The sequence below is a fragment of the Actinomadura sp. 3N508 genome, from assembly GCF_044326375.1.
In the GTDB taxonomy this organism is placed as follows: domain Bacteria; phylum Actinomycetota; class Actinomycetes; order Streptosporangiales; family Streptosporangiaceae; genus Spirillospora.
The window spans coordinates 333,805-346,435 of sequence record NZ_JBIRAX010000005.1; the positions used below are offsets into that span (position 1 = coordinate 333,805).

At 67.7% G+C, this 12,631-nt stretch carries 8 protein-coding genes; 3 read left to right on the forward strand and 5 right to left on the reverse strand.

The genetic code is table 11. The features are described from left to right. Positions 1-87 precede the first annotated feature (87 nt). The 3 genes from fxsT to ACH34S_RS20270 all read right to left on the reverse strand — a co-directional run bounded on the left by fxsT (position 88) and on the right by ACH34S_RS20270 (position 7,457). On the reverse strand, positions 88-4,563 hold the full coding sequence (fxsT, locus tag ACH34S_RS20260) for an FxSxx-COOH system tetratricopeptide repeat protein (protein WP_395954247.1): 4,476 nt from the start codon (positions 4,561-4,563) through the stop codon (positions 88-90). Further along, positions 4,560-5,717, reverse strand: a complete 1,158-nt coding sequence (locus ACH34S_RS20265; protein WP_395954248.1) for an AAA family ATPase — start codon at positions 5,715-5,717, stop codon at positions 4,560-4,562. Before ACH34S_RS20265 ends, fxsT begins: the two co-directional genes overlap by 4 nt. A gap of 147 nt (positions 5,718-5,864) precedes the next feature. Next, positions 5,865-7,457, reverse strand: coding sequence for a hypothetical protein (locus ACH34S_RS20270; protein WP_395954249.1), 1,593 nt, complete (start codon positions 7,455-7,457; stop codon positions 5,865-5,867). Positions 7,458-7,599: 142 nt separating this feature from the next. Here ACH34S_RS20270 and ACH34S_RS20275 point away from each other — a divergent pair, with 142 nt between their 5' ends. Continuing rightward, on the forward strand, positions 7,600-8,676 hold the full coding sequence (locus ACH34S_RS20275; protein WP_395954250.1) for a hypothetical protein: 1,077 nt from the start codon (positions 7,600-7,602) through the stop codon (positions 8,674-8,676). 273 nt (positions 8,677-8,949) lie between these two features. Here ACH34S_RS20275 and ACH34S_RS20280 read toward each other — a convergent pair whose 3' ends face one another. After that, complete coding sequence (locus tag ACH34S_RS20280; protein WP_395954251.1) at positions 8,950-9,540, reverse strand: hypothetical protein; 591 nt, start codon at positions 9,538-9,540, stop codon at positions 8,950-8,952. 315 nt (positions 9,541-9,855) lie between these two features. On the opposite strand from ACH34S_RS20280, the gene ACH34S_RS20285 reads away from it, so the two are divergent. Beyond that, positions 9,856-10,746, forward strand: a complete 891-nt coding sequence (locus ACH34S_RS20285) for a helix-turn-helix domain-containing protein (protein WP_395954252.1) — start codon at positions 9,856-9,858, stop codon at positions 10,744-10,746. Between the two features lie 91 nt (positions 10,747-10,837). Here the strand turns inward: ACH34S_RS20285 and ACH34S_RS20290 are convergent, their stop codons facing one another. Continuing rightward, complete coding sequence (locus ACH34S_RS20290) at positions 10,838-11,047, reverse strand: DUF397 domain-containing protein (protein WP_395954253.1); 210 nt, start codon at positions 11,045-11,047, stop codon at positions 10,838-10,840. Positions 11,048-11,181: 134 nt separating this feature from the next. Between ACH34S_RS20290 and ACH34S_RS20295 the strand changes: the two genes are divergently transcribed. Next, positions 11,182-12,567, forward strand: a complete 1,386-nt coding sequence (locus tag ACH34S_RS20295; RefSeq protein ID WP_395954254.1) for a BTAD domain-containing putative transcriptional regulator — start codon at positions 11,182-11,184, stop codon at positions 12,565-12,567. Positions 12,568-12,631 lie beyond the last annotated feature (64 nt).

Sequence of the window (12,631 nt, forward strand, 5' to 3'; positions counted from 1 at the left end):
AAACTTACCCAAGTTGACCTTCAATGAAACAAGTCCTAGTCAGAGCGGGGCGCCCGGAAGGCGGCCGTCCTTGCCGCTCGGTTCGGCTCAGACCGGAATCGGATAGATGTCACAGTCCGCGCGGATACCCTCCCGTGCGGCAGTGGTGGCGGGGTGTTGAGGGCCGTGCACTCTGCGCATGCCGTCGATGGTCCGCGTCGTCAGTTCATCGGCTTCTTCTTCCTCGCCCAGGGCGCGCAGATCGAGCCCCAGGTTGAACATGCAGGCGAGGGTGGTGGGGTGTTCATCGCCAAGGACGCGGCGCGCACGCTCCAGCGTTCCCCTGTCCCTCTCCATGGCCTCCTGGAAATTGCCGATCGCGTAGCCGTCGCTGGCCAGGTTGATCGCACAGACGATGCTGCGCGGATGATCAAGGCCGAGCACGCGGGTCAGGACGTCCAACGCCGTCTCGTCCAGTTTCTTGGCCTCTTCCAGTTGCCCGTTCAGCCGGAGGGCGACCGCGAGGTTGATGTTCGCGGTCGGTGTGTTGGGATGATCAGGGCCGAACATTTGCAGGAAGTTCTGCGCCGTCACGCGTGCGAGCTCTATCGAGTCGGCCAGCCTGCCGACCTGGCGCAGGTTCACGGCGTGGTTCAGTGCGGCGGAGATTGAGCCGGGATTGTATTCCCCGAACTGCTCGTTGTAGCGTTCGAGCGCCTCGGTCGAGAGGTCGAGCGCCCGTTCGTGCTCACCGGCCTTGCGCTCCATGACGGAGAATGCCGTCAGGCTCTCGGCAAGTCCTGCGAAGCTGCTGCCGAAGACGGTCTCCAGCCGCTGCGCGTTCTGCCGCGTGAGTTCTCTCGCCTCATCGAAGTTGCCCATCTCCATCTCGTCAACGGCGATTGCCGCCAGGGACGACAGGGTCCGGGTGTGATTCTCGCCGAAAACGTTCAGCAGGTGCCGGTAGGTCTGCCGGTCGAGATCGCGCGCCGACCGGAACTCACCGTTGAGCCGGAGGCTGATGGCGTAAAGATGTGCCTGCTGCAGCGTGATCGGGTCGTCCTCGCCGTACATGCGGCGCAGTGTCTCGAAGGATCGCTTGTCGTATTCGAGAGCGCGCTTGAACTCACCCATGTAACGCAGGTCGGCCGTCACGAAGCGTTGCGCCTCGATCGTGCGTTCATCGTCGACACCGTGCTCTTCCGCACGCAGATCGCGAACACGCACGTGATTGGCGTACGCCTCCTCGAACCGTCCCTGCAGGCGGAGCGCACGGCCGAGGTGGAGCATGGCCTCCTGGGTCTGCTCATTGCTCTCGCCCAGCGATTCCGACCACGTCTTGACCGCGGTCTCGGCCAGTTCGAGGAAGCCCCGGTGGTCCCCCCACTGGAAGAGGAAGTCGATCTCGTTGAGGACGAGCCGGCGCGTCCAGGGATCGTCGAAGCCGATGATCCCCGAGTAGTGGACGTGCGGCAGCAGATCCGCGTACCGCCGCCAGTTGTCCGGCACGGTGGGGTCGCGCGGGTCGAAGTTGGCCATCAGCTGGTAACCGCACCGCCGGAGCTCTTCCGCCTCCCCGGCGGGGATCTGCCCGACGAGGACACGCTGCACGAGCCTGTGCAACATGATGGTGTTGTGCTTGTGGCTGATCCTGGCCAGCGCATACCGGTGGATCGCGCGGATCGCGCGTCCCCTCCTGACCGGATCTCCCAGCGCTTCCACCAGCTCGGTGGGGCCGTCGACGTTGCGCGCGCCGGACAGCATCCCCAGCGAGATGGGTTCCGGCGCGAAGAACGCACAGACCTGGAGCAGCTGCAGCGCCGCCGGGTCGCTCGTCCGCAGCCGGTCCAGCGAGACGTTCCAGGCCGCGGCGACCGGCAGCTCGTTGGCCACGAGTGCGGTGTCCGCGAGCAGCTCGGCGGCCTTCTCGTGCTTCTCCCGGAAGAGCTGCAGGTACTCGTCGACCGGCATGCCCGTCTCGGCGAGCCAGACTCCGGCCTGGGCGATCGCCAGCGGAAGGTCGCCGAGCACATCGGCGAGTTCGTCCGCCTCGTCGTCGGCGAGCTCGGGACCCCGCAGGCGGAGCAGCGCCTTGCTCTCCTCCCGGGCGAAGACGTCGACCTCCAGGGAGTTCGCCACCTTCGTCCAGTCCTGGTTGCGGGAGGTGATGAGGATCTTGCCCGGGCCGTTCGTCGGAAAGAAGCCCTGGACGTCCTGCAGTTCCTCGGCATTGTCGAAGACCAGCAGCCAGTTGCGGTAGGGGCGGCCGAGACGCAGCGCCTCGCGGACGGCCGGCACCGCGACGTTGACCTCCTGGCTGACCGGCAGGTCGAGCTCGGCGGCCAGTTCGGCGAGGTCCTGCTGGATCTGACCGGACCGTTCTGATCTGATCCACCAGATCACGTCGTATTCGGCCATATGGCGGTAGACGTACTCGATCGCTATCTGGGATTTGCCGACCCCGCCCATCCCATGAAGTGCCTGGGGGAGGACCGCCGCGGTCGTTCCCAGTGAAAGACGCTCATGCAACTGCTCCAGCAGTTCTTCGCGTCCGGTGAAGTTGATGTTCTGGGGAGGTACGTTACCCCAGACGGGCGGCGGCTCGTTCGCCTTGCGTCCGTTTTTTTCCGGAATATCCCGAACTATCACACCGACTCCAAGGTGGGGGGCCTTGACAAGGTCTTCGGGTCCGGTGAGCCTGTCGAGATCGGTGATGTCCAGCGATTGCATGGAACCGGTCCTTCCCGCATCCCGTACTCTATCCGGCCTTTTTGTAGAATCGTGCCCAAGCTTGCCGTGCAATTTGGCGTCCAGCTCTCTGGCCGGACGAAGATAGGGGCCCGCGAGCGCCTTGAAAACGTGGACGACCGGAACGGCGAATGGCGCCAGTTCGGCGGTCAATTCGGGTATTTCGCCCTGCTCCGGCGCGGTGACCAACCGCGCCAGATCATGCAGCCCGGCGATGCGGTCGCCCAGATGCCGGGCCACCGTGATCACCACCCGGGTCGTGTCGGAACGGCGCCCTCCGGCGAGAAGCTCGTCCCGGACCCCGGGTGTGAAGTCGTAGACGACCTCGTCCCGCGCGTCGGCCGCCTGCCCGGGCTCCGGTCCGAGCCGATGCAGCAGGCCGCTGCCGACCAGCTCGACGAGGTCCGAGGGCCGCGATTCCGGGAGCATCGTCCGCTGGACGAGCCGCATGACGGGCGTGTTCAACGGCGCCGCGGCCAGATGCACCGCCAGCGCGTAGACGGTCGGGCTGACCGCGGCCCGGAACCGCCGGACGATCTCGGGCGCGGACGCCTCGGACAGGATGTCGTCGCCGTCCGCCGGATCCGGTGCCAGAGCGGGTTCCGGAGCGGCGCCGCAGACGGCCACGGCGCCGTACCAGTCACTGCGGCGCGCCGCCGCGAACCCCGCCCAGCCGGCGAGCTGACCGGGATCCAGCTCGATCACGGGCACGTGGACGTGCGAACGCTCCGCACGTCGCGCCGCGATCTCGGGGTCGCCGCCGAACGGCGCCGCGGGGTAGCGCACGCGGTAGAGGTGGTTGGCGATGGCCGGCCCCGCCGTGTACAGCTTGGCGGGCCGGGTGAGGAGGCCCGTGCGCCGCCACTGGCGCCGGGCGAGCAGATTGATCAGCACGATCGGCGTGTCCCGGCCCCATCGGGCCAGCAGCCGCTGGGCGGCTCCCGAGTGCCAGGCGTCCCCGATCCCGTCCGTCAGGACGAAGATGAGCTGCCGGCCATGGCACCCCTGGTGGCTGAGCCCCGTGGCCGCTCGTGCGGCCGCCATCGGCCCCGAGGCGCGCAGCTCCAGCGTCCCGTCCTCGCCGGTGTCGGTGTCGAGGAGGTGCGTGCGGACGACCCGGAAGGCGCCGACGGATTCGAGGCAGTCGATGAACCGGCCGGTCGTCGGCCGGTTGAGCGCGGCGAGTCGTCCGTTGTCCACGACGACATCGAGATCGAGCCACCGCTCCGGGACGGGGCGTGTCTGGGGTAGCCAGAGCCCGTCCTGGGCCGCGCGGATCGCGGTCGCCTCGTCATCCAGTTCGACCTCCCCCCGGCGGGACGCGACCGCCCGCTTGAAAGGGCGTAGCGCCCGTTCAAGGAGGCGGCGGTCGGCCAGCGGCCGTACCCCGGCGAACGGGTCGCTCCGTCCGGAGAGGAGGTAGGGGACCGGTACGGCGTGCCCGTTCCGCTGCAGCGCCCGGCGGGGCAGCGGGTCCAGCGGGCCGCCGGCTCGGGAGAACCGGGAATGCGCCGCCGGTGAGGTCCCGCCCGCGGTGGACGGCGCCCCTGACCGCGCGCGGGAGGATGAGCCGCGCGAAGCCTCGTCCCGGTCGGCCTCGTCGCGGTCGTCGCCTCCCGGAGACCTGGCGCGATCGGCACCGGGGGACTCACCGGTGGGCGGCCGGGCCCCGGTCCGAGGAGGCCGCCGGACGGCGTTACCGGCCTCGCGTTCCGCGGCGTTCATCTGCGCCGCCAGCCAGACGGCGTCGGAGAGCTGGTGCCATACGGGAAGACTCGCGGGGGCGCCGGGACGTCCCTCGCCGCGCTCCGCTGCGTCTCCGATCCGGTCGCTCACTCAGGGGCCGCCACTTCCAACCGTTGCCAGATGAGGTCCAGAAGTCGTTCCCAGCCTGTGTTCGAATCTCGCGCGCCGGAGGTCGCGAGGTAGACGGCGTTGAGTAACTGGTCCGCGGCGAGCCCTCGCTGGCTTGAGCGATGCTCCAGAAAACTGCGGACCAGCCGCCGGGTGGGGTCATCCGACCGTTCGGTGAAGTGTGCCGTCACCATGTCGACGAGCCGGCTCTCGTCGGGCTCTTTCATGGTGAATTGCAAGCACCGGCGCAGGAACGCGGGCGGGAACTCCCGCTCGCCGTTGCTGGTGATGATGACCACGGGAAACGCCCGGCACCGCACTCTTCCCCGCGTGATGTCGGCCATGCCCTCCGGGTCGGCGGTGTGCACCCTGACCACGGGTTCGCGAGCACTGACGCGGTAAAGCTCGGTGATTCCGTATTCACCCTCCTCGAATACATGGAGGAGGTCGTTCGGCAGGTCTATATCGCTTTTATCGAGTTCATCGATGAGGAGTACGCGGGGCAGTTCATAAGGTAAAAGCGCGGTTCCCAAAGGGCCGAGCCGAAGGTAGTGCCCCAATCCGGCGTCGGTCAGGGCGGCGACGCTCGAATCGTCGGAGGCCGGCGCTTCTGGTAGATCTCCGGCCTGGCCGGCGGGCATCCTGCGGGCCGTCGCCGCGTCCTGCGCTCTGCCGATCGCGTCGTATTCGTAGAGCCCGCTGCGCAGGGTGCTCCGGCTGCCGATGGGCCAGCGCAGCACCCGCCCGAGCCCTAACTCGCGGGAGATCCTGTATGCGAGGGTCGACTTCCCGACACCTGGCTGGCCGGTGACCAGAAGCGGTCGCCGCAGGAACAGCGCCGCGTTGACCGCGTCGACCTCAGCCGGGTCGGCGATGCGGGGCGGCCGGGCGCTGACGGGACCGAGCCTGCGGATCAGGTCTTGCTCGTCGCCGGGTGGAGGCGGCAGCGGCGGCCCGCCGTCGAAGGCGCGCCACGGGGGCGGCGGCGGCAGCGCCGCCGCGGTCCTGCCCTCCGGCAGGGGACGGCCGTTGCCGCGATAGATCCACCACGCGGCACGATCGTCCGCGGAAGCGCGCGCCGGACCGGTGGGAGCGTCGCGGGGCCCAGGGACCTCGGGCGGCACGTCAGCGGCCATCGACGATGTCCCCTTCTGGTGTGGCTTCTGGGTTTTGCGGGATGGCCGATCTCGGGCAGCACCCGTGAAAGCCACCTTAAGTCGAGGATCCCCTCCGGCGTGCCACATCGCAAGGTCTTGCCCGAGTTAGATGGCTCTTCGCACTGATCACATCGACTGTCCTGTCCGTGATGCCGGTGCGCGCAAGGCACGGGCGTCGTCCAAGAAGTGATTCGGGTCATCCCATAGGAGGGTTACCTCCAAAGCGGACCGAGCATTATGGTCATCGGCCGGCGGCGCGTTTCCGCGAAGCCGCATGATGTCGGTGGGCAGGGCCCTGATGTCGGGACGGTCAACGATCTGCCGCACTGCCTCCCGAATTTCCGTCGCCAGCCCGTCCGCCCGGTGCCAGAGCACCACGGGCACCCCCGCGCGCAGCGCCTTCCAGAGTTCGCTGCGACCGGGCTCGCGGTCGGGCGGACAGCTCAGCACGCACGCGACGATCTCGCGGTTGCTCAGCAGCTGATCGCCCATCGGACGCGGATGACCGATTTCCTCTGCGGTCGCCCAATATGTGATGCCGTCGATGGCGTCGACGAGCACCTGCCATCGGCGACGCCACGCGCGATGCAAACCGAGCGCGCGCAGCCTTTCCTGACTCCGGACGAGGACCTCGTACTCCGCGCCCAGCGGTGGCGGGTCCGGTGTCTCCGGTGCGTCGCGCGTCCACTGGTCCACATCAAGATTGATCATGTCCAGCGGCAGCACGAACTCCAGCACCAGCGAGTCGTCGAGTTCGTAGGCCCAGCTGCGCTCGGCCTCGTGGATCAGGGCGCCGACCTGCTCGGGCACGGCACTCAGCGGCACCACCCGGTCCTCACCGGGCTCGGGACGCCATTCGAGCGGATGTATCTGCCGCCAGTGCGAAAGCCGGCACGTGACCTCGCCCTCGACGAGATCCGGGAGCGGTTCGAGCTGGATGATGAGGTAGATCGGCTTGTCGGCGCCCGCCGCGAGCGCCCCGGAACGGTCCCGCATTCGGTCGAGATAATCGGCCTGGGCGTCATGGCCCCCGGCACGCAGCTGCTCTATGTGCAGGGTCATCCAGTCGCGCAGTTTTTTGAGCCGCCATGCCTGCTCGGTACCGCTGCTGTCCGCGGACTGCTGTGTCTGCATGGTCTGCAGCAGCATCGCGACGAATATCAGGTGCGGCGACGGTTTCCCGGGCGCCGTGTTGTGGTCGAGAAGCGCCGAGAACGCGTCCCAGGCGTCGGTGAGACGGAACGGAACGGTGGCGATGCTGTTTCCGGTGGCGGCCATGTAGAGCCGGGTGATGGACGGCACCCGCAGGCCGGTCAGCAGATCCTCGATCTGGCTCTCGGCGACCGGCTCCAGGTGGGCGCGGACCGGGCTCAGCATGCGCTTCAGACGCGCGACTGCGGTGGTCGGGCCGGCCACGAACTCCACCGCGCGGACCAGCAACTGGAGCCCGTCGGGTATCTCCCGGCAGGCGAGCACGAGGTTGTAGAGGAAATATCTCGGCTGCGGCAGATCCGGCAGCAGCAGCGGTGCCTGCACGTGCTCACCGATGTAATGGACGACGATGGAACGGCCGGCCGGCTCCCGCAGATCTGATACGTCCAAGAGCATCGCGACGATCTCGGCGGTCGTCTGCTCCGCACGGACCAGATCCGGTGCGTGCCCTCGCGACATCGCCGTCTTCGGCACCAAGGCCGGTGACCTCGTCTCGTCGTCCGCCATGCGCCGTTACCGCCTTCCGCCCAAGGCCGTTACGCCGGTCAATCTAGGCCCCATCCGCCAGGTGGGTCTGCGTCGTCGGACACAATGGATTTACACGCGACCGCAAAAACAACCGTCCGGCCGCTGTCGATCGGCATACCACTTGCCGAGCGAGCACCATGCGTGCACAGTTGGGAGCAATCCAACCGTTCAGGGGGCAGCAGCGGTCATGCGGAACGGCTTCGGCGATGCGGGGAGCGACTGGACCCCGACCGGCCATTGCACGATCTTCGTCTGCGACATCATCAGTTTCGGGCAACGTGCGGACCGCACTCAAAGCCATTTGCGGACAGTCCTCTACGAGAGCCTCAGGAGCGGATTCGAGGCGTCGGGCATGCCGCTCGACGGCTGCTACCGGGAGGACCGCGGCGACGGCGTCATCGTCGTGCTGCCGCCGTCGTACGACGCGGCGGGTCTCGTCCACCCGCTGCCCGATCACTTGCGCGGTCTTCTGCGCAGACACAACGAGCTCGCCGCCGAACACGCCCGGATGCGCCTGCGGATCGCGCTGCACAGCGGGCCGCTCGAATCGGACGACAACGGCATCGTCGGCACCACCGTCAACCACGTCAACCGGCTCCTCGACGCGCCATCCTTCAAGGAGGAGCTCGCCGCCGTGCCGGCCGTCCTGGGGATCCTCGCGTCCGACAAGTTCTACGGCGAGGTGATCCGCGAGAGCCGCGGCGCCATCGACCCCACGGAGTTCCGGCCGATCGATGTACGCGTCAAGGAGACCAACACCACCGCTTGGCTCTGCGTGCGCACCACGCAACCGCCCGCACCTACGGGGAGCGCCACAGCAGCGCCCGCGCGGGTGGACCCGCACCCGGTCAGCGAGGCCGAGCCGCCCGGCCCCAGTATCGACGCACGATCGGAAAAGGCGGAAAGCAACGGTCTTCCCGCCCTCTTCGAGATCGTGGATCGCCTCATGGACATTCCGCTGCTGACGACAAGCGAAGGCCGCCAGCAGATCGTGGACGCCCTGCGCAAGGACATCGCGATCCGCATTCCACGCCGACCCCAGCCACACCTGGACGTCCATTCGATCGTCCGCACGTGCCTGGAATTCCCCGACGGCCTACAGGAGTTTCTGACGCTCGTTCACGCCTACGCCGGCGAGACCTCGCAGGTCCAAGCACTGGACGACACGGTCGCAAGACTCACCCGCTGCACCCCCTGAAACCGACCCAGAAAGCGGTCGTGAACGAGGTGCCCACCTGATCCGCTCACGGAATGAGCAACTCGCTGTAAGCGACTTTCGTGGTCGAGTCAAAGAGGCCTCCCTTGCCTGCCTCATCACGTTGTCCACCACTGCGGTGCCGCCGATGTTGGAGTTCTTCGGCGTGTAGGCGATGCCTTCTTCCGAGCCGATCGTGTTAGGCGCCGCCCGAACATAGTGCACTTCGCGGTAGTTTGCGGCCCTCACTCCAGATCAGCATTTGTTGGTTTCGCGTTAATCGGCGCCGGTCCAGAGCCAGGCGGACAGCTCGGTCTTCTTCGTCTCCGCGATCACGGGGCGGAACGGGACGCCGGTCCGGTACAGCTCGCGGTACGCCTCCTCGGAGACGACGAGCGCGAGGTCCGCCGCCGAGGAGTCGAGCGCCTCCCGGACGGCATCGGAGTCGACCAGCCGAAAGGCTTGGTTCACCGAGCTGCCCGCCATGCCGTACAGGTCACGGTGGACGACGCCGAAGTGCAGGGCGGCGCGCAGCCTGACCCCGTCACGAGGCAGGGCCGACCGGTTGTGATCGCGCAGTCCCGCAACGAGGCGGGCCACCAGGGACGGGACGAGCGCTGAAGCCGGCACCGGCACCGGCAGCACCACGAAGACGCCGTCGCCGCGGTCTTCCCGCACGCACAGCCGCCAGGGAATGCCCGCCGAGTTGAAGGAGCGTGACAGCAGGCCGTAGAGGAACCGTCGCAGGCCGAGCTGCACCAGGTCGTCGCGGTCCTCGGCGGTGAAGTCCTTGATGTCCACGATGAAGATCGCGCATCTGCGGGCCGCGCCGGCGGGGAAGGTGACCGGGCCGCGCCGCGCGATCATGGCCACCTTGGGCCGATCCGGTGTTCTTCGCCCCGTGGCAAGGGCGTCGCTCTGGCAGGCTTGCCTCGGCCGCGTACCGCCACATTCCGTCTCTTTCCACTCACCCTGCGAAACAGTGTCATGAGGCACAGAATCATCTGGGGTCATATAGAATCATCCCCTCTTGGGGTGCCGATCGCACATCAGGAGATCAACTTGGGACTTGGGGCACAGGAGCACTTCGAGCACGGCGAGATCTGGGGCCGATTCGCATGAAGCCGCATCAGATCGGGTCGGGCCGTCGCCGAGGTCTCCCGGAACGGTGGGACGACCAGAATGACCGCGGCGAGAAGGCAGGACGAGGCGCCGAGCGTCCGTCATCAACTGGCCGAGAAGCTGCGAGCCCTGCGCGAGTTGTCCGGTCAGTCCGGCCGCGAGCTGGCCGGCCGGATCGGCATCAGCCAGTCGCAGATATCGAGGATCGAGTCGGGGAAGACGCCGCCGACGATGCCGCAGGTGAAGCAGTGGGCCACCGCGGTCAAGGCGACGGCGGAGACGAAGGCGTGGCTGATCGCGATGACCGAGGCGGCTTACACCGAGGTGGACGCCTGGCTGACCGTGCTCGGCGATCGGCCCCACCTGCAGGACGAGATCGGAGAACTGGAGGCGCGCACGCGCAGGACGCGCTGCTTCCAGCACTCGGTAGTGCCCGGCCTGCTGCAGACGGCCCAGTACGCCCGGCTCGTCTTCGGTCTGTACCGGGAGGTGCCGTACGCGAAGGAGGATCTCGCGGCGGCGGTCGCCGGGCGGCTCGACCGGCAGCTGGCGCTGTTCGACACGGAGCGGCGCTTCGAGTTCCTCATCACCGAGGCGGCGCTGCGCTGGCGGCCAGGATCGGTCGCGGACCAGCTGGCCCAGCTGGACCGCCTCACCTCCCTCGCGACGCTGGAGAACGTGTCCATCGGGCTCATCCCGCAGAGCACCCGCGCGCTCACCTACCTTTCGCACAGTTTCGTCATCTACGCGGCGGATGACGCCCTGGAACAGGAATCGATCGTGATCACAGAAGCGATCCACGCGCGAGTGACCGCGCACAAGCCGGAGGACATCGCGCTTTACGAGGACCGATGGTCGTTGCTCCGGCAAATGGCGGTTTTCGACGATGCGAAGCAAGATCTTCTCTCCGAAATCGCGGCGAGCCTGCGGAGGCTGCCGGAATGCACATGACGAGCGAGTTCGCTCCGGCCGGTCGGCGACCGGACAAGACGGGACCGGCGGCGCGTCCGCGCGGGGCGTCCGCGTCGCCGGTCCCCCCTCATCAGCGCAGGTCGAACTCGCCGTCCTTGGCCCCGGCGAGGAACGCGTTCCACTCGGTGCCGGTGAACCAGAGCACCGCCCCGTCCGGGTCCTTGCTGTCGCGGACGCCGACCCAGTGGGCGACGGTCACCTCCACGCAGTCGCCCATGCCCTCGCTCCGCGTGCTCTTGCGCCAGAGGCCGGCGGCCAGCCTGCTGTCGGAACCACCCATTTCCGTTTCCCTTCTTTTCGGCGGCGACCACTCGGCCGCTCTGAAAAGAGCATCGGACGGGCATCCAGGTGGTTTATCAATGGTTTCTCCGGCGCCTTTCAGGAGATTTTCCAGGTGACTTTCCAGGTGGTGCGATGAGAAACGCGGCGGCGCCCGGCGAACAGCCCCCGGCGGACCGGCCCGAACCCGGCGAGATCGCGTTCACCGTCCTGGGCAACGTCCGGGCGGAGCTGGACGGCTCGCAGATACCGCTCGGCGACCAGAAGAGACGCCTGGTCCTGGCCATCCTGCTGGAGCAGCCGGGAATGCTGGTCTCCAGCGAGGTGCTCATCGACCGGGTGTGGCCCGAGGCGCCCGCGAATCCCCGCCAGATGCTGCAGGACCACATCACCAAGCTGCGCGGCAGCCTCGACGCGGCCAAGAAGGGCGCCCGTTCACTGCTACCGCGAAGCGAGAGCGGTTATCGGGTGGAAGTCGATCGCCGGCAGGTCGATCTTTGCCGTTTCCGGGACTTCGTCAAGAACGCCAAGAGCGCCAGGGGACACGACGACCTGACAGCGGCACGCCTTTACCGGAATGCGATGCAGCAGTGGGGGCCCCTGCCCGACGGACCGTGGACGGCGAAGCCGTTCGGCGGCCTGCGCGACAGCGAATGGATCGATTCGACCCGCTCCTCCCTGCGTACCGAGTATTACCAGGCGCTGACGTCCTGTTTGGAACTGGAACTGCGTATAGGGGACCCTGCCGCGCTCGTCCCCGAATTGCAGCGGCTGACAGCGCGTTCCGATCCGCCCGACGACGCTCTCGCCGCACTGCTGATGCGTGCGCAGTACTTGTCGGGGCGGCAGGACGATGCCCTGAACATGTACCGGCGGCACCGCTCCCGCTCCATCGAAGAGGTCGGGCACGAACCCGGCGAAGCGTTGCGGCGCCTGCATCAGCAGATCCTCACCGAGGAACTCCCGCTGCGGCCGCCCTCCAACGCATCACGCGATCGCGACACCCCGGAAGGAGTCCACGTGGACCGAGCCGAGAGCGAGCAGGAGAGCACAACAACCCAAGACGCCCCTGCCTCACCCGGCGGGTTCTCCCAAGGAGCGGACGAAGCGCCGCAGGGTTCCGAGGCGCACCGCGGGATCGAGGAGATCGGCGAGGTCGCCGCCATGGCCGTCGCGGAAAGCGCCCGGCGGGCGCTGTCCGGGAGAGTCGTGATTCAGGCTCCCGTCGAGCGCAAGCTCGTGGACAGGGTGCAGCGGGAATTCGGGCCGGACACTCCGGGGTTCCGCGCGCTGGCCGCCGTCGAGACCGCGCCCGACCGGGCAGGCGCCGTTCAGGAGCTGCGGGACGCACTGGTCGCGCGCATGCTCAGCCACGGCCCCTTCTTGAAATCGTTGCGGAAACTCATCGACAGGCTCGACAAGGCCCCGTCCCAAGGAACCGGCACCGTCGTCAACGCGAACCGCGTCGGCAAGGTCGTGACGTTCAACGGCGACGTGCAGATGGGCGACTGGAACTGCTGAACGGTTCCGCCCCGCACATTCCTGTCCGCACGGACTCCACCCCGCACAACCCCATACGCACGGA

Bases quoted from the DNA above. Each gene is read 5' to 3' on its own strand.
- ACH34S_RS20265 (WP_395954248.1), bottom strand. From the start codon at position 5,717: ATGGCCGCTGACGTGCCGCCCGAGGTCCCTGGGCCCCGCGACGCTCCC.
- ACH34S_RS20270 (WP_395954249.1), bottom strand. From the start codon at position 7,457: ATGGCGGACGACGAGACGAGGTCACCGGCCTTGGTGCCGAAGACGGCG.
- ACH34S_RS20280 (WP_395954251.1), bottom strand. From the start codon at position 9,540: ATGATCGCGCGGCGCGGCCCGGTCACCTTCCCCGCCGGCGCGGCCCGC.
- ACH34S_RS20285 (WP_395954252.1), top strand. From the start codon at position 9,856: ATGACCGCGGCGAGAAGGCAGGACGAGGCGCCGAGCGTCCGTCATCAA.
- ACH34S_RS20290 (WP_395954253.1), bottom strand. From the start codon at position 11,047: ATGGGTGGTTCCGACAGCAGGCTGGCCGCCGGCCTCTGGCGCAAGAGC.
- ACH34S_RS20295 (WP_395954254.1), top strand. From the start codon at position 11,182: ATGAGAAACGCGGCGGCGCCCGGCGAACAGCCCCCGGCGGACCGGCCC.